20 protein-coding genes and 1 other annotated feature are annotated in these 24,875 nt (G+C 45.1%); of the genes, 5 read left to right on the top strand and 15 right to left on the bottom strand.

Annotated features, from left to right (window positions below; translation table 11 throughout):
- The first annotated feature begins 214 nt into the window (after positions 1–214).
- Positions 215–895, top strand: coding sequence for a DUF3800 domain-containing protein (locus WJQ40_RS07980; protein WP_118799061.1), 681 nt, complete (start codon positions 215–217; stop codon positions 893–895).
- A 171-nt stretch (positions 896–1,066) separates the two neighbouring features.
- Here WJQ40_RS07980 and tuf read toward each other — a convergent pair whose 3' ends face one another.
- The 5 genes from tuf to WJQ40_RS07955 form a co-directional block, all read right to left on the bottom strand.
- Positions 1,067–2,254: an elongation factor Tu gene (gene tuf, locus WJQ40_RS07975; protein ID WP_118799060.1), complete on the bottom strand. Its 1,188-nt coding sequence runs from the start codon at positions 2,252–2,254 to the stop codon at positions 1,067–1,069.
- Positions 2,255–2,364: 110 nt separating this feature from the next.
- Positions 2,365–4,527: an elongation factor G gene (gene fusA, locus WJQ40_RS07970; protein ID WP_118799059.1), complete on the bottom strand. Its 2,163-nt coding sequence runs from the start codon at positions 4,525–4,527 to the stop codon at positions 2,365–2,367.
- Positions 4,528–4,568: 41 nt separating this feature from the next.
- Positions 4,569–5,039 (bottom strand): 30S ribosomal protein S7, encoded by a 471-nt coding sequence (gene rpsG, locus WJQ40_RS07965; protein ID WP_262575818.1) that lies wholly within the window; start codon positions 5,037–5,039, stop codon positions 4,569–4,571.
- A gap of 159 nt (positions 5,040–5,198) precedes the next feature.
- Positions 5,199–5,618 carry a 30S ribosomal protein S12 gene (gene rpsL / locus WJQ40_RS07960; protein WP_118799057.1) on the bottom strand — a complete coding sequence of 140 codons (420 nt, stop codon included), beginning with the start codon at positions 5,616–5,618 and terminating at the stop codon, positions 5,199–5,201.
- Between the two features lie 230 nt (positions 5,619–5,848).
- The gene (locus WJQ40_RS07955; protein WP_337539121.1) at positions 5,849–8,605 is read right to left on the bottom strand and encodes a hypothetical protein; all 2,757 of its coding nucleotides are present in this window, start codon (positions 8,603–8,605) and stop codon (positions 5,849–5,851) included.
- Positions 8,606–8,862: 257 nt separating this feature from the next.
- Between WJQ40_RS07955 and WJQ40_RS07950 the strand changes: the two genes are divergently transcribed.
- From WJQ40_RS07950 to WJQ40_RS07940, 3 genes are read left to right on the top strand one after another with little or no spacing between them, the layout of a single operon-like run.
- On the top strand, positions 8,863–9,555 hold the full coding sequence (locus tag WJQ40_RS07950; protein ID WP_337539119.1) for a GGDEF domain-containing protein: 693 nt from the start codon (positions 8,863–8,865) through the stop codon (positions 9,553–9,555).
- Positions 9,556–9,583: 28 nt separating this feature from the next.
- Positions 9,584–10,147, top strand: coding sequence for an RNA polymerase sigma factor (locus tag WJQ40_RS07945; protein WP_337539117.1), 564 nt, complete (start codon positions 9,584–9,586; stop codon positions 10,145–10,147).
- A gap of 4 nt (positions 10,148–10,151) precedes the next feature.
- Positions 10,152–10,361: a hypothetical protein gene (locus WJQ40_RS07940; protein ID WP_262575823.1), complete on the top strand. Its 210-nt coding sequence runs from the start codon at positions 10,152–10,154 to the stop codon at positions 10,359–10,361.
- 114 nt (positions 10,362–10,475) lie between these two features.
- Here the strand turns inward: WJQ40_RS07940 and rpoC are convergent, their stop codons facing one another.
- The 10 genes from rpoC to rpmG all read right to left on the bottom strand — a co-directional run bounded on the left by rpoC (position 10,476) and on the right by rpmG (position 23,287).
- On the bottom strand, positions 10,476–14,171 hold the full coding sequence (gene rpoC / locus WJQ40_RS07935) for a DNA-directed RNA polymerase subunit beta' (RefSeq protein WP_337539115.1): 3,696 nt from the start codon (positions 14,169–14,171) through the stop codon (positions 10,476–10,478).
- Positions 14,172–14,208: 37 nt separating this feature from the next.
- Positions 14,209–18,084 carry a DNA-directed RNA polymerase subunit beta gene (locus tag WJQ40_RS07930; protein ID WP_337539113.1) on the bottom strand — a complete coding sequence of 1,292 codons (3,876 nt, stop codon included), beginning with the start codon at positions 18,082–18,084 and terminating at the stop codon, positions 14,209–14,211.
- 243 nt (positions 18,085–18,327) lie between these two features.
- Positions 18,328–18,705, bottom strand: a complete 378-nt coding sequence (gene rplL / locus WJQ40_RS07925; protein ID WP_118799120.1) for a 50S ribosomal protein L7/L12 — start codon at positions 18,703–18,705, stop codon at positions 18,328–18,330.
- A gap of 64 nt (positions 18,706–18,769) precedes the next feature.
- The gene (rplJ, locus tag WJQ40_RS07920; protein WP_118799051.1) at positions 18,770–19,345 is read right to left on the bottom strand and encodes a 50S ribosomal protein L10; all 576 of its coding nucleotides are present in this window, start codon (positions 19,343–19,345) and stop codon (positions 18,770–18,772) included.
- A 41-nt stretch (positions 19,346–19,386) separates the two neighbouring features.
- Positions 19,387–19,516: a sequence feature (ribosomal protein L10 leader region), on the bottom strand.
- 64 nt (positions 19,517–19,580) lie between these two features.
- Positions 19,581–20,882: a CapA family protein gene (locus tag WJQ40_RS07915; protein WP_337539109.1), complete on the bottom strand. Its 1,302-nt coding sequence runs from the start codon at positions 20,880–20,882 to the stop codon at positions 19,581–19,583.
- Positions 20,883–20,994: 112 nt separating this feature from the next.
- Positions 20,995–21,684: a 50S ribosomal protein L1 gene (gene rplA, locus WJQ40_RS07910; protein ID WP_118799050.1), complete on the bottom strand. Its 690-nt coding sequence runs from the start codon at positions 21,682–21,684 to the stop codon at positions 20,995–20,997.
- Positions 21,685–21,744: 60 nt separating this feature from the next.
- Positions 21,745–22,170, bottom strand: a complete 426-nt coding sequence (gene rplK / locus WJQ40_RS07905) for a 50S ribosomal protein L11 (protein WP_118799049.1) — start codon at positions 22,168–22,170, stop codon at positions 21,745–21,747.
- A 177-nt stretch (positions 22,171–22,347) separates the two neighbouring features.
- Positions 22,348–22,866, bottom strand: a complete 519-nt coding sequence (gene nusG, locus WJQ40_RS07900) for a transcription termination/antitermination protein NusG (protein WP_262575828.1) — start codon at positions 22,864–22,866, stop codon at positions 22,348–22,350.
- Between the two features lie 17 nt (positions 22,867–22,883).
- Positions 22,884–23,093 carry a preprotein translocase subunit SecE gene (gene secE / locus WJQ40_RS07895; protein ID WP_118799118.1) on the bottom strand — a complete coding sequence of 70 codons (210 nt, stop codon included), beginning with the start codon at positions 23,091–23,093 and terminating at the stop codon, positions 22,884–22,886.
- A 44-nt stretch (positions 23,094–23,137) separates the two neighbouring features.
- Positions 23,138–23,287, bottom strand: coding sequence for a 50S ribosomal protein L33 (gene rpmG / locus WJQ40_RS07890; RefSeq protein ID WP_118799047.1), 150 nt, complete (start codon positions 23,285–23,287; stop codon positions 23,138–23,140).
- Positions 23,288–23,560: 273 nt separating this feature from the next.
- Here rpmG and fliD point away from each other — a divergent pair, with 273 nt between their 5' ends.
- Positions 23,561–24,862, top strand: coding sequence for a flagellar filament capping protein FliD (gene fliD, locus WJQ40_RS07885; protein WP_337539105.1), 1,302 nt, complete (start codon positions 23,561–23,563; stop codon positions 24,860–24,862).
- Positions 24,863–24,875 lie beyond the last annotated feature (13 nt).

The raw sequence follows: 24,875 nt of genomic DNA, 5'->3' as shown, positions 1-24,875 counted from the left end.
TGACAGAACCTGTGAAAGCAGGGAAGTGTGGATAAAAGTACGGAAACTCAAGAAAGGGTGGTAATTGACATTTCTGCATATTTCCCTTATAATGAGCATAGAATATAAATCAACGGTGATTGATTTTGGGCTGGTCGAAAGACCCTGGTCCACCGAGCGGCGGGGAATTTCCCCGCCATTTTCATACTCAAAATTGTTACAAAAGGATGATTGTATGTCAGAAAAGATACTTAGCGTATTCATAGACGAGTCCGGGGACTTTGGTCCTTATGAAGCACATGCTCCCTACTACTTAGTTTCTATGATATTACATAATCAAAGCACTGATATTTCCGAAAATATTAAACTTTTCGATTCTCACTTATTGAACTTGGGATATCAAAATCATGCTATCCATACTGGTCCACTAATTCGACGAGAATCTGTGTACTCTAATGATTTAGTTGAAGATAGAAAACGTTTATTTAATGCCTTATTCAACTTTGCAAGAAAACTTGACTTTCAATTTTCTTGTATAAAAGTAAAGAAAAGTGAATGTCCTGATGTGATAACAATGACGTCAAAGGTATCAAAAGCTCTGGCTGATGTTTTCCGCAGCAATGAAGGCTTTTGGAATAGCTTTGATAAAGTCATTATCTACTATGATAACGGACAAATTGAACTCACTAAAATTCTCACATCGGTATTCAGTACATTATATACTCATGTTGAATTCCGGAAAGTGAAACCTGTGGATTATAAGTTGTTCCAAATTGCTGACCTTATTTGTACAATGGAGCTCCTTTCCGAGAAGGCTGAGACTAATTCATTTACCCGTTCTGAGATGGAATTCTTTGATAATATCAGAGACTTCAAAAAGAATTATTTGAAACATATAAAGAAAAAATTACTGTAAAACTCACTCTAGTGAATAGCCAAACTCGCTGGAGTTTTGTTTTTGGCACCGTTTTGGCACCACCGACTCTATTTTTCTCTATTCTATCCACCTATTAAGAGATGCAAAAAGGGCTTCCCGATTTCTCGGAAAGCCCCATAAACTCTAGCTTTTTGTAGACACTATCAAAGATTACTCGATGATTGTAGCAACACGACCTGAACCTACAGTTCTACCACCTTCACGGATAGCGAATGTAAGACCCTGCTCCATAGCGATAGGATGGATCAGCTCGATAGTCATTTCTACGTTATCACCAGGCATGCACATTTCTGTACCAGCAGGAAGGTTGCAGACACCTGTTACGTCAGTTGTTCTGAAGTAAAACTGAGGTCTGTAGTTGTTGAAGAAAGGTGTATGACGTCCACCTTCATCCTTGGTAAGAACGTAAACCTGAGCGGTAAATTTCTTGTGGCATGTTACTGTGCCGGGCTTTGCAAGAACCTGTCCTCTTTCGATATCTGTTCTCTGAACACCACGAAGCAGAGCACCGATGTTATCACCAGCCTGAGCCTCATCAAGGAGCTTACGGAACATTTCGATACCGGTTACAACAGTCTTACGTGTCTCTTCCTTAATACCAACGATTTCAACTTCCTCGTTAAGGTGAAGAGTACCACGCTCTACTCTACCAGTAGCAACGGTACCACGACCTGTAATGGTGAATACGTCCTCAACAGGCATAAGGAAAGGCTTGTCAGTTGCTCTTTCAGGATCAGGAATATAGGAATCAACAGTATCCATAAGTTCCATGATCTTGTCGCCCCACTCGCCGTTGGGATCTTCAAGAGCCTTAAGAGCGGAACCCTTAATGATAGGGCATCCTTCAAATCCGTACTCTTCAAGCTGCTCGGTAACTTCCATCTCAACTAACTCGATCAGCTCAGGGTCGTCAACCATATCACACTTGTTCAGGAATACGATGATGTAAGGTACACCTACCTGACGGGACAGAAGGATGTGCTCCTTTGTCTGAGCCATAACACCATCAGTAGCAGCTACAACAAGGATAGCACCATCCATCTGAGCAGCACCTGTGATCATGTTCTTAACGTAGTCAGCATGGCCAGGGCAGTCAACGTGTGCATAGTGTCTCTTAGCTGTAGAATACTCAACGTGAGCAGTAGAAATGGTAATACCTCTTTCTCTCTCTTCAGGAGCCTTATCGATGTTCTCGAAATCTGTAGCTTCGTTACCAGGAACTCTTGCAGCAAGTACCTTTGTGATTGCTGCTGTCAGAGTTGTTTTACCATGGTCTACGTGACCGATGGTACCAATATTACAATGGGTTTTGGTTCTGTCAAAATGCGCTTTAGCCATTTCTAAAAATCCTCCTTAATAAAATTGAATTGTTCACTCGTTTTACTATAAATCAGCTATCTTTGATTATATTAAAGATATCCGATATTTTCAAGTTTTTCTTTATTTAATTACTTTGTTTTTGCTGCCAGTACCTTTTCCTGAACATTCTTCGGAACGGGCTCGTACTTTTCGAAGAACATGGAGTAGTTACCACGGCCCTGTGTCTTGGAACGAAGGTCTGTGGAATAACCGAACATTTCGGAAAGCGGAACGAATGCACGAACCATCTTGCCTCCTCCGATATCATCCATACCTTCTACACGTCCACGACGTGAGTTCAGGTCACCGATTACATCTCCCATATATTCTTCAGGCATTGTTACCTCTACCTTCATGATAGGCTCAAGAAGTACAGGTGATGCCTTTGCCATAGCATCCTTGAATGCCATGGATCCGGCAATGTGGAATGCCATTTCTGAAGAGTCGACTTCATGGTAGGATCCGTCATATACAGTAGCGTGAACGCCAAGTACAGGGAATCCTCCAAGAATACCAGCCTGAGCTGCTTCCTGAATACCTTCACCAACTGCAGGGATGTATTCCTTCGGAATAGCACCACCGACTACAGTGGATTCGAATAACAGGGTAGGCGGATCGTTGATCAGGATGTTTGCCTTAGGATCAAACTCGAACTTCTCGCAGTTTGCTTCCAGGGGCTCGAACTTAACTTTACAGTGACCGTACTGTCCACGACCACCGGACTGCTTAGCGTACTTGGAATCAACATCCACAGCCTTGGTAAAGGTTTCCTTGTATGCAACCTGAGGTGCACCAACGTTAGCTTCTACCTTGAACTCACGAAGGAGTCTGTCTACGATGATTTCCAGATGCAGCTCGCCCATACCAGCGATAATGGTCTGACCGGTTTCCTGATCAGTATGAGCTCTGAAAGTAGGATCTTCTTCAGCAAGCTTTGCAAGAGCTTCACCCATCTTGCCCTGTCCTGCCTTTGTCTTGGGCTCGATAGCAAGCTCAATAACGGGTTCAGGGAATTCCATGGATTCCAGAATAACAGGATGCTGTTCATCACAGATTGTATCACCTGTTGTAGTAAACTTGAAGCCTACTGCAGCAGCGATATCACCGGAGTAAACCTTATCCAGCTCTGCTCTCTTGTTTGCGTGCATCTGAAGGATACGTCCTACACGCTCTTTCTTATCTTTTGTAGCATTCAGTACATAAGAACCGGAGTTCATTGTACCGGAATAAACTCTGAAGAATGCAAGCTTTCCAACAAAAGGATCGGCCATGATCTTGAACGCAAGCGCTGAGAATGGCTCCTCGTCAGAAGAATGTCTTACAACTTCGTTGCCGTCCAGGTCAGTTCCCTTAATAGGAGGGATATCTGTAGGAGCAGGCATGTACTCAAGAATCGCATCAAGGAGCTTCTGTACACCCTTGTTTCTGTATGCAGAACCGCAGCAGACAGGAACAGCTGTACACTCACAGGTTGCTTTTCTTAATACTTTCTTCATTTCCTCTACAGAAGGTTCTTCACCTTCCAGATACATCATCATCAGATCGTCATCTAATTCGCAGATCTTCTCGATGAGTTCGGAACGATATAATTCAGCATCATCCTTCATGTCGTCCGGGATATCAGTAATGGTAATATCTTCACCCTTATCGTCATTGTAGATATATGCCTTCATTTCAAAAAGATCAATGATTCCCTTGAATTCATCTTCCTTACCAATGGGTAACTGAAGAACGATTGCATTCTTGCCAAGTCTTGTCTTGATCTGTTCTACGGCTCCGTAGAAGTTGGCACCTAAAATGTCCATCTTGTTGATGAAAGCCATTCTCGGAACATTATAGGTATCAGCCTGACGCCATACGTTTTCTGACTGAGGCTCTACACCACCCTTTGCACAGAAGACACCAACAGCACCATCCAGTACACGAAGTGAACGCTCTACTTCTACAGTAAAGTCTACGTGTCCAGGGGTATCAATGATATTGATACGATGCTCCAGTGCACCCGGCTTAGGCTTGCAGTTCTCTTCCAAAGTCCAGTGGCATGTTGTAGCGGCTGATGTGATAGTAATACCTCTTTCCTGCTCCTGTTCCATCCAGTCCATGGTAGCAGTACCTTCGTGAGTATCACCAATCTTGTAGTTGACACCGGTGTAGTACAGAATACGCTCTGTCAGAGTAGTCTTACCAGCATCGATGTGAGCCATAATACCAATGTTTCTGGTTCGCTCTAATGGATATTCTCTTTCAGCCAAAGGTTTTTCCTCCTTATATTAGTCCGGGCAAAAGGCAAGGCTTAGAAACGATAATGTGAAAATGCCTTGTTTGCCTCTGCCATTTTGTGCATGTCTTCTTTTCTCTTAACTGCAGCACCTGTATTGTTTGCAGCATCAAGAATTTCATTTGCAAGTCTGTCTACCATGGTCTTTTCGCCTCTCTTACGAGAAAACATTGTTAACCAACGGAGACCAAGTGCCTGACGTCTGTCAGGTCTAACTTCGATAGGTACCTGATAGGTAGCACCACCGATACGTCTTGCTTTACATTCCAGAACAGGCATGATGTTGTTCATAGCCTCTTCGAAAACTTCAAGAGCCGGCTTACCGGATTTCTCTTCTACTGTAGCAAATGCGCCGTATACAATCTTCTGTGCTACGCCTCTCTTACCATCTAACATGATGTTGTTGATCAGCTTGGTAACAACCTTATTGTTGTATAAAGGATCTGCTAACACATCTCTTTTCTGAATATGTCCTTTACGTGGCACGGTTCTTCCCTCCTTATTAAATAATAAATCATCGGTACTCACAGTGTGTCGTTCTAATTTAATACACATATTGTGTTCGTGCGGGTAAGTCTGTTCTATACTAACAGAATTCCAACACTATAATTAGTTCTGTTTGTGGGTCCAATCTGTTCCAAAAACTTATTTAGCTGCCTTAGGTCTCTTGGCACCATATTTGGAACGGGCCTGCTTTCTGTTTGCAACTCCCGCAGTATCCAGTGTACCTCTGATTACGTGATATCTGGTACCGGGTAAGTCCTTTACTCTACCACCTCTGATCAGAACAACGCTGTGTTCCTGCAGATTGTGTCCTTCACCGGGAATGTAGCTTGTTACTTCGATTCCATTGGAAAGACGGACTCTGGCAATCTTTCTCAGAGCTGAGTTAGGCTTCTTAGGGGTTGCAGTCTTAACAGCAGTACAAACACCTCTCTTCTGAGGAGCAGAAGTATCGGTTGCTTTCTTATGAAGGGAGTTCCATCCTTTCTGTAAAGCAGGAGCCGTTGACTTCTTAACTGATGTCTGACGTCCTTTTCTGACTAACTGGTTAAATGTTGGCATTCTGTTTCACCTCCTGTATATAAGATCAAAAAGTTTCTGTGCACACAAAAAGTATATGCCTTTTGCCGCACACTAGATTAGTATAATTGCTTCCTTTTTCCTTGTCAATATCTTTCCCTGTAAAAAATCGCTAAAATTAAGGCAAAAACTCCGTCTATACCATTATCAGTATACACGGAGTTTTCCTGTCATAAACATATGTTGACAAATATTCTGTCAGAAAATGGATTTTACTCTTCTTCTTTTTTCCTTGCCAGCTTTGTGCAGGATACGACTGCTGCCGCTCCTGCTATTGCCATAGCTCCAGCCCATGCGAATACTTCTGTACTGTCCCCTGTCTTCGGGCTTCTTCTCTTGCCAAGTACTGCCTGGTCTGTCCCCCTCTTCACGCCAAGAACTGCCGGTTCCTCATCCTGTGCTGCTCTTCTTGCACCGAGAACTGCCGGTGCATCCGCCGGAACTGCTGCAAGCGGCACTGACTGATCCTCGATGGTCACGGTGGTTCCAGTGGTTCCACCATCACCACCGGTTGGAGCCGTGGACGGTGTTGTACTGGGTGCTGTTGAAGGAGCTTCACTCGGTGATGTTGTCGGTTCTTCCTTACTGTCCTCATATTTATACATCAGCCCATCAATATGATATCCATCTTTTTCATACTTAAAGGTATATCCAATAAAATACGTACTGCCTGTTGTCAGTTCGTCCAGGCTTGTAAAGTAATTTCCTGACAGCTTTCCATCCGTTCCAACTTCCCAGTAAATCACATCCATTTTTGATCCAGTGGAGATTCCTTTTCCTCTTGGCTTGGAATCATAATCCTCCTGATACATCAGATTTACATAATCCCTGTAAATAGTATAAGGTACCTTTACAGAACTGGTTCCCTTGGATACACATACAAAGTCACTGGTAGGTCTGGAAATTACTTTATCATTGGAGGTATCATAATTTTTCAGGTTTTCAGTCAATGGTGTTTTCTTTCCATTTTCATCAGCTGCTGCCTGTGCATAAGCTCTTGTATACTGGCCGGTGATCAGGGAATCTGCCCATTTCTTGAAGTTCTCTGCTGCATTTTTCGCTGCTACTGCTTCCTTTAAAGACTCCTCTGTATCCTTTACCTTCTGCTCTGCTTTCTGGATCTGTTCAAACAGTCTCTGCAGCTCCAGCGTAGTAGGTGTCTTCACATTTTTCGCTGCAGCCTTCACCGCATCCAGTTTTGCCTTCGCATCATTGTAAGTATTCTCAACTGCAGTAATCGTTTTCTGTGCTGTACTGATCACATTTTCCGCCGCCTGTGCCGCATTCTTTGATGCCTCTGCTGTTTTTGCAATATCCTCTGCTGCTTTTGCAGAGGCTTCTGCACTGTTCTTCGCATCCTGCGCATTGATTGCAGCAAGCTGCTTTTCATATTCTGCCATATTTTCACGGTATGCCTTTATGATGGCATCCATAGCAGCCTCTCTCTGCGCCGTGCTGACAGCCCACTGGGTGATTCCAAGATAATTAAAGATCTCCTGTACTTTGGATGCATTATACTCATTATCCATCCACCTTCTGGTATCTTTGGCATCATCATAAATATCTGCGTACTCTTTTATTGTCTCCCAAAATTTCCAGCTTGCCTTTGCCTCATCATATTTGTCAAAGGTAGTATTGGCCCAGGCATTTAATTCCTTATCATACTCTACCTGATTGATTCCATCAGAGCTGTCAGAAAGCGCTTTCTTCACATCATCAATAGCTTCTAATTTTTCACCCGCCTCTTTTTTCTCCTTCATAGCTTCTTCAGCTGCTGTATTCGTCTTATCCACAGATCCGGTACCTTCTTCATTTGTAAGCAGTTTTTTCGCCTTCTCTGCTGCCTCCTCTGCATCCTTTGCAGCCTTCACTGCATACTCTGCGGTTTCCTGTGCGGTATCTGCAGTAGTTTTAGCATCCTGAATTTCTTTTTCAAGTGCTGTGATATCCGCATTTTCGATTTCCTTTTTCCCCGCATTTACCGCATTTCTGTCGGCTACCTGCTTCTGGATCTCTTCCTGAAGCACAGCATCAGTAATGCCCGCTTTGGCAAAGCTGTCTGCATCATAGGTATAAGTAACATCTTTTTCACCATAAAGCGGAAGTCCGTACATCATCGCATAGGCATTATATTTTACTTTGGCATCTGCCACATTCTGGTTTGCCTGATCGACTGCTGCCTGTGCATCATCTGCTGCTTTAGCTGCATCAGCCGCTGCCTGATCGACCTCGCCTACCAGTTCCTTCACTGTTTTTTCTCCATCTGCAGTTGATACCTTATCATCTGCTGCTCCACCCTTAAGAGCCTCCTCCAGCTTAGCCTGTGCTTCCTTCTGTGCCTCCTTGGCTGCCTTCGCCTGCTCCTCAACATACTTGTCTAATTCCGTATCTGAAGCACCATTCTCCCCCTTTACAGAAGTAAGTCCCTCTGCGGTAACACTGTCTGCTGCAGACTGATTGTTTTCGAAGGTCTTATTATAATCTTCTGCGATTTTGCTGATCTCATCCTTCTTTGCCTCTGCCTCCGCTGCTGTCTTTGCTGCCGTACCAGCCGCAGCCTCTGCTGATGCAGCCGCATCCTCCGCTGCTTTCACAGCACCGGTAGACTCCGTTTCACCTGTCCCCTTTGCTCCGGCAGCTTCAACCTTTTTCTCCACCTCAAGACCATCTATCGTTTTCTGCAGGTTTTCCACTGTTTTTGCTGCATCCTCTGCAGCACTTTTTGCCTCATCCGCCTTCGCTAAAGCAGCTTCTGCAGCAGGATCCTCTGAGGTTTCCTTATCATTGAATCTCTCTGCTGTAGAGTCCACGCGTTCCTTTTCCAGCTCACAGTCATCCACACGGTTATCTACCGCATAAACAGTCATGGTTGCCATGCTGCTAAGACCAGCAGAAAAGGAAAGCATCAGTACCATTGCCCAGGTAATCGCTCTCTTTACCACTTTATTTCCCATATTTCGTCTTCTCATTGAATTCTCCTTTTCTCTTTTACACAACAGATCCCGTCAATCCACTTTACTTTTTCTATATATAAAGACGTATTTTTCTGCTGCAACAGCTCACATCAGGGCAAAATTTTTTCGTTTTTTTCGCTTTTCTGTTATTATTATTTTTGATCCTTTCAAAAGTCTGCTGTTTTTGCAAAAGCTGTTGCCTCTGCAGTGTTTCTTCTTATATAATATGATCAAAGACAGCTACTAATCATAATATTGGAGGAACTTCCTTTATGCAAAAGGATAATTCTATCTACCGTTTAAAAAGAGCCAAGCTGATCCAGCTGACCCTGACAATCGGCATAGATCTGGTTTTCTTTATTATATTTATGCAAAGGAGCTTCCAGGCAGCATTATCTGATTCTCCTGCCCTTGCCTGCTTTTGCGCTGCTGTATGGGTATCAGTAGTCAGCTTTCTCATTTTCCTTCTATGGGATCTGACTTTGCTCCGCTCTCTTTCAGCAGAATCAAGGGAACTGAACCGGCTCGTCTATCTGGACGACCTGACCAGCATCCCTAACAGACATTGTCTGGATAAATTCCTTGCTGACCGTATTGCTCCTGGCTCGCTCCCTTCACTTGGCTGCTGTATGCTGCGTATTTCCAATCTGGATAGGATCAACACCTCCCTGGGGCGCAGCAGTGGAAATGCTGCTTTACAGGATTTTTCTGAAATTCTGGAAAAGGTGGGAAAACCCTATGGTTTTGTTGGCAGAAATAATGGAAATGAATTTGTACTTGTAATGGAAAATGCTTCTCAGGAAAAAACTGAACAGTTCCTTGCTGATTTTGGAAAAGAAATTACTTCCTATAACAGTCACAAAACTCCAATCCAGTTTTCTTCCTGCTATACCTTAAACCAGGAATGTAATTTTACGGATCTTGGACAATTATTTGCCCATACCTCCAATAAGCTCCACCACTGATTTTAATTTCTTTTTATGAAAGATAATTATGGCGAATTACAATCACAGGCAGATTGCCATGCTTGTCAGCCTCTTTGTAGAAGAAAATGACAGTAATGCATTTGCCCAGCTTTATGGACTTACTTACAACAAAATATATAATTATGCCTGCTACTATCTGAAAGACACGTATCTTGCCCAGGATGCTCTCCAGGAGATCTACATTCAGGTCATGAAAAAGCTGCCGGACCTGAAAGAGCCGGAGCTGTTCATTTCATGGCTTAATACGATCGCTTTTCATGTATGCTATGATATTGCCATCCGTAAGAGCAAGGTAGAATTTTCTTCCAGTGAGCTGTTTGAGCTTCTGAATTTTGCTGATAGCCAGAACACTCCGGAAGAGTTCTGTACCAAAAATGCCGTACGTTCACTGCTCAAACAGGCTATCGACAGTCTGTCCCTCATGGAACAGCAGATCATTGTACTTCGCTATTTCAACGACCTGACCATGGAGGAAATCTCCAAAGCCTGCAGCGTCAGCCTCAGCAGCATCAAACGCCATCACCATGCTGCTTTAAAGCAGATAAAAAAATATCTGGAAGAAAGAGAATAATCCTATGAAAAAGCCAAAACTGAGTATTGAAAAAGCAGATACTACCCTGCAGAATGTTTTTTCTGCCTGCAAGATGACGCCAAATACAATCCCGTTCCCCCGGATCGTCAGTCAGCAGAAATCCGACTTCATCTATTTTAAATCTACGATCTACATCAGCTTCTTTGTACTGCTGCTCACCCTGCTGATGCCTTTTTTTGTACTGTTCCGCTAAATTACAACACGTTTACAGCAGGCATATTCCAAAAACAAGTATCAGAAACGCACACCACCAGGCGCATAAAAAAAGCCCCACCGGCATTTTGCCGGCAGAGCCTCTTTTTATTTCTTATTCTTCTGCCTTTACGGTTTCTTCTGCCTCTCCAGTGTCTTCCGTTGTATCCTCAGCTGTTTCATCAATGCTGATTTCTTCCTCCGGATCAATGTCATCACCAAAATCGATCAGATCATCTCCTCCGATGGTTCCATCAAGCTTATCATCTGTGCTGAGTTTGATGTTGCGGTAACGCTTCATACCTGTACCTGCAGGAATCAGCTTACCGATAATAACATTTTCCTTCAGACCGATCAGCGGATCAACCTTACCCTTGATCGCAGCTTCTGTCAGAACCTTGGTGGTCTCCTGGAAGGATGCTGCTGACAGGAAGGAGTTCGTAGCCAGTGCTGCCTTGGTAATACCAAGCATTACCTGCTTTCCTTCTGCGGGCTCCTTACCTTCTGCGATGAGCTGTTCGTTCATATCTTCATAATCCAGAACATCTACCAGTGTTCCAGGCAGGAAATCTGTATCTCCGTTGTTTTCGATTCTGACCTTCTTCAGCATCTGACGTACAATGACTTCGATATGCTTGTCACTGATATCAACACCCTGCAGACGGTATACTCTCTGAACTTCACGGATCATATAATCCTGTACAGCACGAATCCCCTTGATCTTTAACAGATCGTGAGGGTTAACACTACCTTCAGTCAGTTCATCACCGGCTTCAAGCACTGCACCGTCCAGAACCTTGATTCTGGATCCGTAAGGGATCAGATAAGCCTTGGTCTCACCTGTCTCATGATTGGTGATAATAACCTCACGCTTCTTCTTGGTATCCTTAATGGCTGCCACACCACCAAACTCAGCGATGATCGCAAGTCCCTTGGGCTTCCTGGCTTCAAAAAGCTCCTCTACACGGGGAAGACCCTGGGTGATATCATCACCGGCAACACCACCGGTATGGAAGGTTCTCATGGTCAGCTGTGTACCGGGCTCACCAATAGACTGTGCCGCAATGATACCAACTGCTTCACCAACCTGTACTGCCTCACCGGTAGCCATGTTCGCGCCATAGCACTTCGCACAGATACCAATATGGGAACGACAGGTAAGGATCGTACGGATCTTTACGCTTTCTACCGGGTTGCCATCCTGATCTACGCCTACGCTTAAGATCCTGGCTGCACGGCTCGGTGTGATCATGTGGTTCTTCTTAACGATCACATTGCCGTCTTTATCTTTAATCTCCTCGCAGGAATATCTTCCTGTAATTCGATCCTTTAATCCTTCGATGGTTTCCTTACCATCCATAAATGCCCTTACTGTCATACCGGGAATATTCTCGGCACCTTCCATACAGTCAACCTCACGGATGATCAGATCCTGCGACACGTCAACCATACGTCTTGTCAGGTAACCGGAGTCAGCGGTACGAAGAGCAGTATCAGACAGACCCTTACGTGCACCATGTGCGGACATGAAGTATTCCAGTACGTCCAGACCTTCACGGAAGTTTGACTTAATCGGCAGTTCGATGGTTCTACCTGTTGTATCTGCCATCAGTCCACGCATACCTGCCAGCTGCTTGATCTGCTGATTGGAACCACGGGCACCGGAGTCAGCCATCATGAAGATATTGTTATATTTATCAAGTCCTGCAAGCAGAACGTCTGTCAGCTCCTTATCTGTTTCGTTCCATGTCTCAACTACGGCACGGTATCTTTCTTCTTCTGTGATCAGACCACGTCTGAAGTTCTGGGATATCTTATCAACAGTGGCCTGTGCCTCTGCCAGCATCTGGGGCTTTCTTTCAGGCACGGTCATATCGGAAATGGATACTGTCATGGCTGCTCTTGTGGAGTACTTGTATCCGGTAGCCTTGATCAGATCCAACACCTCTGCGGTCTTGGATGCTCCGTGTGTATTGATGACCTTTTCAAGGATCTGCTTTAACTGCTTCTTACCTACATGGAAATCCACCTCAGGAAGCAGGAAGTTCTCTTCCTTGCTTCTGTCCACATAACCAAGATCCTGGGGAAGGATCTCATTGAACAGGAAACGTCCCAGTGTAGATTCTACAGTTCCAGTGATCACCTCACCGGCAGCATTAGTCTTGCTCACTCTTACCTTGATTCTGGAATGAAGGGTACAAGCCCCGTTCTCATAAGCCAGAATTGCTTCATTAACACTCTTGAAGAACTTGCCTTCACCGACTGCACCAGGTCTCTCCTGAGTCAGATAGTAGATACCAAGCACCATATCCTGTGAAGGAACGGCTACCGGACCACCATCAGACGGCTTTAACAGGTTGTTGGGAGACAGGAGCAGGAAACGGCATTCTGCCTGTGCCTCTACGGAAAGAGGAAGGTGTACAGCCATCTGGTCACCATCAAAGTCAGCGTTGAACGCTGTACATACAAGGGGATGAAGCTTGATTGCCTTACCTTCAACCAGAATCGGCTCAAATGCCTGAATACCAAGTCTGTGCAGTGTAGGAGCACGGTTCAGCATAACCGGATGTTCCTTGATGACCTCTTCCAGCACATCCCATACCTGAGTATCCAGTCTCTCTACCAGTTTCTTTGCATTCTTAATATTCTGGGAAATGCCTCTTGATACCAGCTCCTTCATAACGAAGGGCTTGAATAATTCAATTGCCATTTCCTTCGGCAGACCACACTGATAGATCTTCAGTTCAGGTCCAACGACGATAACGGAACGTCCCGAATAGTCAACACGCTTACCAAGCAGGTTCTGACGGAAACGTCCGGACTTACCTTTCAGCATGTCAGACAGAGACTTCAGTGCTCTGTTACCAGGTCCTGTTACCGGTCTTCCTCTTCTTCCGTTATCGATCAGGGCATCTACAGCTTCCTGCAGCATTCTCTTCTCGTTACGGACGATGATATCCGGAGCACCAAGCTCAAGCAGTCTCTTCAGACGGTTGTTTCTGTTAATAATCCTTCTGTACAGATCATTCAGGTCGGAGGTTGCGAAACGTCCACCGTCAAGCTGTACCATGGGACGCAGATCCGGTGGAATAACCGGGATTGCATCCATGATCATCCAGGAGGGTTCGTTTCCGGACTCTCTGAAAGCTTCTACAACTTCCAGTCTCTTGATGATCCTTGCTCTCTTCTGTCCGGTAGAATCCTTCAGTCCGGACTTTAATTCCTCTGCCTCTGTATCAAGGTCAATGGCCTGCAGAAGCTCCTTGATCGCCTCTGCACCCATTCCTACACGGAATTTACTGCCCCAGGTATCTCTTGCATCCTGATATTCCTTCTCGGAAAGAACCTGCTTATATTCAAGGTTTGTTTCCCCTGCATCCAATACGATATAGGATGCAAAGTAAAGAACCTTCTCCAGTACCCTGGGGGACAGATCCAGGATCAGTCCCATACGGCTTGGAATTCCCTTGAAATACCAGATATGGGAAACCGGTGCGGCCAGTTCGATATGTCCCATACGCTCTCTGCGGACACTGGACTTCGTAACCTCTACACCACACCTGTCGCAGACAACGCCCTTATATCTGATCTTCTTATATTTACCACAATGACACTCCCAGTCCTTGCTGGGTCCGAAAATTCTTTCACAGTACAGACCATCCTTTTCAGGCTTTAAGGTTCTGTAGTTAATGGTTTCCGGCTTTGTTACCTCGCCTCTTGACCACTCTCTGATTTTCTCAGGTGATGCTAAACCAATCTTGATGGCATCGAATGTCATCGGCTGGTATCCTTCTTGCTTTGTTTCTGACATTTTGGCACTCCTTCCAGATAACTATTTATCCACAGTCTTATTCTTCATCGCCATCAAAGGATTCGTCCATGGCAAGATCATCCTCGAAATCGCCATCAAACTCCTCGTCAGGTTCCTCGTCCTCTGCGTTTACAAGCTCACCGCTCTCTTCGTCAAATTCCTGCTGCTGATAACCCATTGAGGAAAGAGAACTCTTATCATAATCATAGTTCTTATTGTCCCCTTCGATCTCATAACGGTAATCGTTTTCGCCATAGTCGATGTTCTCAGTAATTTCTACCTCTGTATTGTCCTCGCGGAGTACTCTGACATCCAGACCCAAAGACTGCAGCTCCTTCAGAAGTACCTTGAAGGATTCCGGAATACCGGGAGCCGGGATATTGTCACCCTTGATAATTGCTTCATAAGTCTTTACACGTCCTACGACATCATCAGACTTCACTGTCAGGATTTCCTGAAGTGTATAGGATGCACCATATGCCTCCAGAGCCCAGACTTCCATTTCTCCGAAACGCTGTCCACCGAACTGTGCCTTACCACCAAGAGGCTGCTGTGTAACCAGGGAGTAAGGACCGGTTGAACGTGCATGGATCTTATCATCTACCAGATGATGGAGTTTCAGGTAATGCATGTGGCCAATGGTAACCGGGCTGTCGAAGAACTCACCGGTACGTCCGTCACGGAGTCTTACCTTACCATCTCTGGAGATCGGAACGCCCTTCCAGAGTGCTCTGTGGTCTCTGTTATCTGACAGATACTGCAGTACCTCCGGAAGCAGTTCATCCTTATGCTTTGCTTCAAATTCTTCCCAGGATAAGTTGACATAGTCATTTGCCAGATCCAGGGTATCCATAATATCTATTTCGTTTGCACCGTCAAAGACAGGCGTTGCCACATTAAAGCCAAGTGCCTTGGCTGCCAATGACAGATGGATCTCCAGCACCTGTCCGATATTCATACGGGAAGGCACACCCAGAGGATTCAGTACGATATCCAGCGGACGGCCATTAGGCAGGTAAGGCATATCTTCTACTGGAAGTACACGGGAAACAACACCCTTGTTCCCATGACGTCCGGCCATCTTATCACCAACAGAAATCTTTCTCTTCTGCGCAATATAAATGCGTACAGCCTGATTTACACCAGGAGACAGCTCATCGCCGTTCTCTCTTGTAAAGATCTTGGCATCCACAACAATACCATATTCACCATGAGGTACCTTTAAAGAGGTATCTCTTACTTCTCTTGCCTTCTCACCGAAGATCGCACGGAGCAGTCTCTCTTCAGCTGTCAGCTCAGTCTCTCCCTTTGGAGTTACCTTACCAACCAGAATATCACCGGCACGAACCTCAGCACCGATACGGATGATACCTCTTTCATCCAGATCCTTCAGTGCATCATCACCAACACCGGGAACATCTCTTGTGATCTCTTCAGGTCCCAGCTTGGTATCACGTGCTTCTGCTTCATATTCTTCAATATGGACTGATGTATATACATCATCCTGTACCAGTCTTTCACTTAACAGAACCGCATCCTCGTAGTTATAGCCTTCCCAGGTCATGAAACCGATCAGAGGATTCTTACCAAGAGCAAGCTCACCCATGGAAGTGGAAGGACCGTCTGCGATCACCTGGCCTGCTGCCACACGGTTGCCCTTGAATACGATAGGCTTCTGATTATAGCAGTTGGACTGGTTGCTTCTGGAGAACTTGGTCAGATGGTACTCTACCTTTTCTCCATCATCACAGGTCATCCTGATCAGATTAGAGGATACATAATCTATCACACCAGGCTTCTTTGCCACCACACAGACACCTGAGTCAACAGCTGCCTTGGGCTCCATACCGGTTCCCACAACAGGAGCTTCGGTAGTCAGAAGTGGTACGGCCTGTCTCTGCATGTTGGATCCCATCAGTGCACGGTTCGCATCATCGTTCTCCAGGAAGGGGATCAGGGCTGTTGCCACTGAGAATACCATCTTGGGAGATACGTCCATATAATCAAACATGGTCTTCGGATACTCGGAAGTTTCCTCCCTGTAACGGCCGGATACTGTATTCTTTACGAAATGACCCTCTTCATCCAGAAGCTCATTCGCCTGTGCCACATGATAATTATCCTCTTCATCCGCTGTCATGTACTCTACTTCATTGGTGACTCTCGGATTCATCGGATCACTCTTATCAATCTTACGGTAAGGAGCCTCCACGAAACCATATTCATTAATTCTTGCATAGGATGCAAGTGAGTTGATCAGACCAATGTTAGGACCTTCAGGTGTTTCGATAGGACACATTCTTCCATAATGGGAATAGTGAACATCTCGAACCTCGAATCCGGCACGGTCTCTGGACAGACCACCAGGACCAAGGGCTGATAAACGTCTCTTGTGGGTCAGCTCACCAAGAGGGTTGTTCTGATCCATGAACTGTGACAGCTGGGAAGATCCGAAGAACTCCTTAACGGCTGCCTGTACCGGCTTGATGTTGATAAGTACCTGAGGAGAAACCTCCTCAGCATCATGGGTTGTCATTCTTTCACGGACAACTCTTTCCATTCTGGAAAGACCGATCCTGTACTGGTTCTGAAGCAGCTCACCTACGGCTCTGATACGTCTGTTGCCAAGGTGGTCGATATCATCATCATTACCAATACCGTATTCCAGATGGATATTATAGTTAATGGAAGCAAGAATATCTTCCTTTGTAATATGCTTGGGAATCAGCTCATGCACATTTCTCTTAATGGCATCTGCCAGTGCTTCCGGATCCTCTCCGAACTCTTCAATGATCTGTGCAAGAACAGGATAATATACATGCTCTGTGATACCAAGCTCCTTCGGGTCACATTCAACAAAGCTTGTAATATCTACCATCATATTGGAAAGAATCTTTACGTTCTTCTCCTCTGTCTGGATAAATACATAAGGAACTGCCGCATTCTGGATCCTGTCAGCCAGTTCTCTGTCAACCTTGGTTCCTGCCTGTGCAAGTACCTCTCCGGTAAAAGGATCCACAACATCCTCTGCCAGGACATGATTTCTGATCCTGTTTCTGAATGCCAGTTTCTTATTGAATTTGTAGCGTCCAACCTTGGCAAGGTCATATCTTCTGGGGTCGAAGAACATGGCATTGATCAGGCTTTCTGCACTTTCAACACTTAAGGGTTCACCGGGACGGATCTTTTTGTATAACTCTAAAAGACCATCCTGATAATTTTCAGAAACGTCTTTGGAAAAGCTTGCTTCGATCTTGGGTTCATCACCAAACAGCTCTCTGATCTCATCATTGGTTCCTACACCAAGTGCTCTGATCAGAACAGTGATCGGCACCTTTCTCGTACGGTCAACACGTACATAGAAAATATCGTTGGAATCTGTTTCATATTCCAGCCACGCGCCTCTGTTCGGAATTACAGTTGCGGAGAAGAGCCTCTTACCGATCTTATCATGACCGATACCATAGTAAATACCAGGTGATCTTACGAGCTGGCTGACGATAACTCGTTCTGCACCGTTAATCACAAAAGTACCTGTCTCTGTCATGATCGGAAGATCACCCATGAAGATCTCATGTTCACTGATTTCTTCCTTCTCCTTATTGTAAAGACGGACCTTTACCTTAAGGGGAGCTGCATAGGTCGCATCTCTTTCCTTGCACTTCTCGATAGAATACTTTACGTCATCCTCACACAGCTCGAAGTCAACAAATTCAAGGCTTAAATGGCCACTGTAATCCTCGATGGGAGAGATATCCTCAAACACTTCCTTGAGGCCTTCATCCAGAAACCATTTATAGGAGTCTTTCTGGACTTCTATCAGGTTCGGCATCTCCAAAACTTCTTCCTGTCGTGAGTAACTCATACGCATGTTCTTGCCTGTGGCAATAGGACGTATTCTGTTCTTTTCCATTGACATTCACCCCGTTCTTTATGATTTATGAAGCTTTCAGCCAAGCAGCCCATTAAAAAAGACCGTTTGACGCTTTCAAATATGCATACCACACCACAATAGTGCACTATCCATACTAACACAACATGAAAAGCCAGTCAATCATTTTTTGACTGCAGCTGCTAATTTTTTACCAGAGGGACTTCAAAAGCCCCAGTCACAGATGTGACCGGGGCTTTATCATTCTCATATGACGTATGACAATTACTTAAGAGTAACCTTAGCGCCTTCAGCTTCCAGCTTAGCCTTGATATCGTCAGCTTCTTCCTTGGAAGCGCCTTCCTTAAGAACCTTGGGAGCAGAATCAACAAGATCCTTAGCTTCCTTCAGTCCAAGACCGGTAGCTTCACGAACAACCTTGATAACCTTAACCTTGTTAGGACCAACTTCTGTCAGCTCTACGTCGAACTCTGTCTTCTCTTCTGCTGCTGCAGCGCCATCACCAGCTGCTGCTGCAACTACAACGCCTGCTGCTGCAGAAACGCCGAACTCTTCTTCACATGCTTTAACTAAATCATTTAACTCAAGTACAGTTAACTCTTTGATAGCATCAATAATTTCCTGTGTGGATAACTTTGCCATTTTATTTTCCTCCATTTTCATTTTCATAGGCTCCCACCTGGTGGGAATGTTTGATTATCTTGTATTATTCTGCAGGTGTTTCTGCAGGTGCTTCTGCTTCAGCAGGAGCGGCTTCCTCTGCGGGTGCTTCAGCAGCAGGTGCTTCGCATGCGGATGCTCCGCCTTTTTCTGCTAACTGGTTCATAACACGTGCAAAGTTTGTGATAGGAGACTGAATGCTTCCAAGCAGCTTGGACAGCAGCTCTTCTCTTGAAGGAATCTTAGCGATCTCGCCGATTCCATTAGCATCATATGCGATGCCTTCAACAACACCACCCTTAACCTCAAGCTTCGGAGCTTCCTTAGCAAACTTGCAGAGAATTCTTGCAGGTGCTGTTGCATCTGTTGTGGAGATTGCAACTGCGCTGGGTCCCTCAAGATAAGGAGCCAGTGCCTCGAAATCTGTTCCCTTGAACGCAAAGTTCATCATGGTGTTCTTGTAAACCTTGTAGGTAACTCCTGCCTCACGAAGCTGCTTACGAAGCTGTGTGTCCTGTTCTACAGTAAGTCCACGATAGTCAACAAGAACAACAGACTGGGCATCTTTAATGTGAGCAGAAATTTCTTCTACAACGGGCTGTTTTAACTCAACCTTAGCCATTTCTTTACCTCCTTTTAGATTTTCTGCCGAAAGGAGTTTCTACTTTGTAAAAAAAATCCTTCCGAAGTCCGGAAGGATAGAATCTACTTGAAATAAACTCATTTCCTCGGTAGGCGCTCCGCTTACACCGCATCCGGTACCTACTGTCTTCGGCATGGTCATATCAACCTTTGAAATAATAGCATACCGGTTATACCCCTGTCAACTGTTTTTACCCTATTTTTAACTTTATACTTCACTCCTGCCTGCTTATGCTTCCGTCACTTCCTATAAAAACACCCGTTGACAGACTATTCATATAAGAAATCACCCGCTGTCCTTCTTCTCCCTCTGCAAGGGAGGTATAGCATCCACTCTGCACTGCGGGGATAAAGGTCATACTTTCAATCCTGCTATCTGTCAGTGTCACCTTCAGCAGACAGGTATCCAGTGTTTTAGAATTGAACCAGAAATTTCCAAGGCTGTAAAACACCGGTGTTTCCCCAAAGTACTGGATCCCCTGCAGGCAGTGGGGATGATCTCCGATGATCAGATCAGCACCGGCCTGTGCGATCTTTGGTGCCTGGTCAAGCTGTGCCCAGTCCGCTTCTGCCACGTTCTCCGTCCCCCAGTGGATATAAACCACAAGAAAATCACAGTTTTTCCGGGTCTCCTCTGTGACAGCAAGGAGCTTTTCCGGGTTCCAGCACCTAAATACACCAGCCGCCCCCTCTGTGGCCCCCTTCGTATCCGGATTATCCAGTCTCTCGATCTGCGTAGCAGAAAGAAAGCCGATCTTCATTCCGCCACTGATAAAATAAACCGGTGCTGCCGCTTCTTCGAGATTTCTGCCTGCTCCTGCATAAGGAATCCCGTCCTGCTGCAGCGTATCCAGTGTATCCAGAAGCCCGGTTTCCCCGAAATCGTAGCAATGGTTATTGGCAAGTGACACCAGATCCACGCCAAGGTCATCCAGATAATGCACGGTATCCGTATCCGCCCGGAAGGTATAGGTCTTTCCTTCTGTAGGCGTCCCCCTGTTTGTATAAGGAAATTCATTGTTGATCATCATTATATCAGCAGCCCTCATCTCAGAGATCAGGGTCTCAGAAATTCCATCCTCTATGGCACCGCCCCGGCTCTTCAGCTTTGCCATCACTGCATATTCGTCATCAAAAAGAATGTCCCCTGCAAAGCAGAGAGTTACCCTGCCATCCTCGCTGCTCTTCTTCTCATAGATCCGGTTGGCAGCCATATATTCCGGATCCTGCAGAATACCTGCATACGGCTCTTTCTCTTCCCCTTCCTCTGCTGCAGCCTGCTTCTCGGGGATCATCTCCCAAAGACTGTGAAGCGGTGTTCCCGCTTCTGCATTATCCTTTCCTTCCAGATCATCCTGCCGGCTGCTTTCATCTGCATCAGTGTTCCATGCCTGCTGCGCTCCTCTTTTTCCTGTCTGGAGGGACAGGAAAAGAAGCCCCGAAAGTCCCACCAGAAGAATTCCTCCCAAGGTCAGGAAAAAGATCAGAACCGGAGATATCTTTTTTTTCTTTGTCATAACTTTTTTCTTTGAAACCATCATATTATGAGTATACCATAAAACATACTGCAGATGCAAAAAGAGCCACAGAAACAAATCTGCGGCTCTCATTATTCTTCATCCGGTTAGATTAGAATTTTGCTACGCTTACCTTTACACCAGGTCCCATGGTAGATGTAAGAGTGATGCTCTTTAAATACTGTCCCTTCAGTGCTGAAGGTCTTGCCTTTACAATAGCATCCATCAGTGCATTGAAGTTCTCCTGAAGCTTCTCTTCGCTGAAGGAAGCCTTTCCGATCGGAACATGAATGATATTAGCCTTGTCAAGCCTGTACTCAATCTTACCAGCTTTAATATCATTAACGGCCTTAGTAACATCCATAGTTACTGTACCAGCCTTCGGGTTAGGCATCAGACCCTTAGGTCCAAGAACCTTACCAAGACGTCCTACAACGCCCATCATATCAGGTGTAGCTACTACTACGTCGAAGTCAAGCCATCCATCATTCTGGATCTTGGGGATCAGCTCATCTCCTCCAACATAATCTGCACCAGCTGCTTCTGCTTCATTTACCTTGTCACCCTTGGCAAATACCAGAACCTTAACAGTCTTACCAGTTCCGTTAGGCAGTACAACTGCACCACGGATCTGCTGCTCAGCATGACGTCCATCACAGCCTGTTCTGATATGAACTTCAATGGTCTCATCAAACTTAGCTACTGCTGTCTTCTTAGCTAATGCAACTGCATCTGCAGGTTCGTAAGCAACTGCACGGTCTACCTGCTTTGCGGCCTCGGTATATTTCTTTCCATGTTTCATTATTTAATCCTCCTATGGTTCAAACGACGCTTAAGTCTCCCACTTGCCATTAATTTGTTATTAGTCTTCTACTGTAATACCCATACTTCTTGCAGTACCAGCGATCATGCTCATAGCAGCCTCTACGCTTGCTGCATTCAGGTCAGGCATCTTCATCTCAGCGATTTCCTGAAGCTTAGCCTTGGAAATTGTTGCTACCTTTGTCTTATTGGGTGTACCAGAACCAGACTTAATGTTGCAGGCCTTCTTTAAAAGAACTGCAGCCGGGGGAGTTTTCGTAATAAAACTGAAACTTCTGTCTGCGTATACAGTAATAACAACAGGGATAATCACATCACCCTTGTCAGCGGTTCTTGCGTTGAACTGCTTTGTGAATTCAACGATATTAACTCCGTGCTGTCCAAGTGCAGGACCAACCGGGGGAGCTGGTGTAGCTTTACCAGCAGGGATCTGTAACTTAATGTATCCTTCTACTTTCTTTGCCATTGTGGCACCTCCTATAATAATGCAATAAATGCATTGTGGTATGGCGCATTCCTCCCGTGCAGCTTCTGCTGCAGCCTGAAGTTCTGCTCCCACTGTCTGCGGGTAAACGCAGACCTTACTTTGTTCCTATATTTAATAAGAAGTTTCTTGTGGAATACTTCCTAAAAAATATCAATCCTATGACATTTTTCTCACTTCTGCAAAACCAATCTCTACAGGAGTCTCCCTGCCGAACAGTTCCACATTGATGGTCGCTGTCTGTTTGCCAAAGTCCATACGTTGAACAATGCCAACCGTATCCTTCCAGACACCGGCTACAACAGCAATGGTATCTCCCTCTGCGAAATCAACAGATACATTCTCTGTCTTGATACCAAGGGGCTTCATCTCTGCCTCTGTCAACGGAACAGGCTTACTTCCGGGGCCTACGAAACCGGTAACACCTCGGGTATTCCGTACCACATACCAGGTGTCGTCATTCATGATCATGTTGATCAGGACATAGCCGGGAAACAGCTTCTTCTGGACTGTCTTCCTGGCACCATTCTTCATCTCAACAACATCCTCCATGGGCACACGGACTTCCAGGATCTCTTCTTCCAGATGTCTGTTCTCGATGGTTTTCTCGATATTGGCTTTGACTTTATTTTCATACCCTGAATAGGTATGTACTACATACCAGTTTGCTTCTGCCATATTATCCCACCCTCACTTTACAGACTTGTCAGGAAATCCACTCCGTACTGCATCAGGAAATCCAGCACGGCGATAATTGCACCAAGTACGATAGAAATGCAGACAACAGCAACAGACTGCTTCAGCACTTCGTTCCTGTCAGGCCATACGATCTTCTTGTACTCTGCCTTCAAGCCTTTAAAGAAGCTGGGTTTATTCGCTTTTTCTTTCTTAGCGGAATCTGCCATCTCTACTCCTTTCTTACGCAAAGCTGCATTTTCATGCAATCAGATTATTTGGTTTCCTTGTGTAATGTGTGAGTTTTGCAGAATCTGCAATACTTCTTAGTCTCCATCCTGTCCGGATGTGCTTTCTTATCTTTTGTAGTATTGTAGTTACGCTGTTTGCACTCTGTACAAGCTAAAGTAATCTTAGTACGCATTGTAATTCCTCCAATCTTTTACCGGATTTTGAGCATAAAAAAAAGACCTAAATCTCATCTCGCCCGATAACTATAACATATCTGTCCTGCCCCGTCAACTCATTTCCCAATGTTTTTCTTATTTTTGCGTATTTTTACGCCTCCTGTGCTTGAATTTATACCTCTCCCATGCTAAGATAGTAACATAACAGTGAGTTATTATGCCCTTAGTTTAATTATCAGGGAAAGGATTCCCTTACAGAATGATAGTCATGGAAGAAAGGAGGGGCAGTTATGGCTTATAGTGCAGCTCTGAATACGATCTATAATCATTATCTTTCGGCCTATGCGCCAAAGGGCACGACCCGTTATGATGCTCATAAACGAAGTGAACTGAAAAGCATCTATAATACCATCCTCAAGCTGAATAAAGAATCCCCCCTTTACCTTCCGGAAACAAATGACGAATCAATCCAGTTTGCTGTCAGCCTGAAGGAGAACGCAAGGCAGCTTCGGAACACCATTGCTTCCCTTGGCGGACTTGACCGCACAGATCTACTGAATAAAAAAACAGCCTATTCCAGTAATCCGGATCTTGTGGAGACCTCTTTTATTGGAGATGCCTCAGAGAAAGAAGTTCCATCCTTCCAGATCTCTGTAGAAAATCTGGCTACCGGTCAGATCAATATAGGAAGCTTTCTTCCTTCAGCAAGTCCTGCAGATCTACCAGAGGATTCCTATTCCTTTGATGTCCTGGTCAATGATCTGAACTATGAGTTTCAATACAACATCCGTCAGGGGGAAACCAACAGGGATGTACAGGAACGTCTTGCCAGGCTGATCTCCGGTGCAGACATTGGTCTTAAGGCAGATGTACTGATTGAAGGCCAGAACAGTGCCCTGCGTCTTACAGGTGTCTCTACCGGCCTTAAAGGCGGACAGGATTTCCACTTTGTCATTTCCGATAACAGTACCAGTAAAAAAGCCGGCAGTGTGGCATACTTTGGTTTAAATACGGTAGCAGTTTCCCCTTCCAATGCCAAATTTACCCTGAACGGAGAACCGCGGGAAGCATCCTCCAACCATTTTACAATCGAGAAGCTATATGAAGTTACCCTGCACGCAGCAAGCACTTCGCCTGAGGATACTGCTGAGCTCAGTCTGAAAACAGATGTAGAATCCCTGACTGAGAATATTTCCAATCTGATCGATGGTTATAATTCTTTCCTTGCCTCTGTCAGCAATTATGATGTGGATTATCACAAGAGTCGCCGGCTTCTTCGTGAAATGAATCATCTGTCCTCCCAGTATGCGCAGTCTTTTTCCGAGCTTGGCATCTCAAGGCAGGAGGATGGTTCTCTTAGTCTCGACAAAAACACATTCACACAGACTGCCCTTTCTGAAAAAGGCTTCCACGGTTATGACACTCTTAAGGATTTTACGGATTCTATCCTAAAAAAAATAAATGATGTCTCCCTGAATCCCATGCAATACGTGGAGAAGACCATCGTGGCCTACAAGAATCCCGGACACAACTTCCCGGCTCCCTATGCAGCCAGTGCCTACAGCGGCATGATGTTCAATTACTACTGTTAAAAAACCTCACTTC

The organism is Suilimivivens sp. (genome assembly GCF_037359455.1).
GTDB lineage: Bacteria > Bacillota > Clostridia > Lachnospirales > Lachnospiraceae > Suilimivivens > Suilimivivens aceti.
This window is presented reverse-complemented; position numbering and strand designations above follow the sequence as displayed.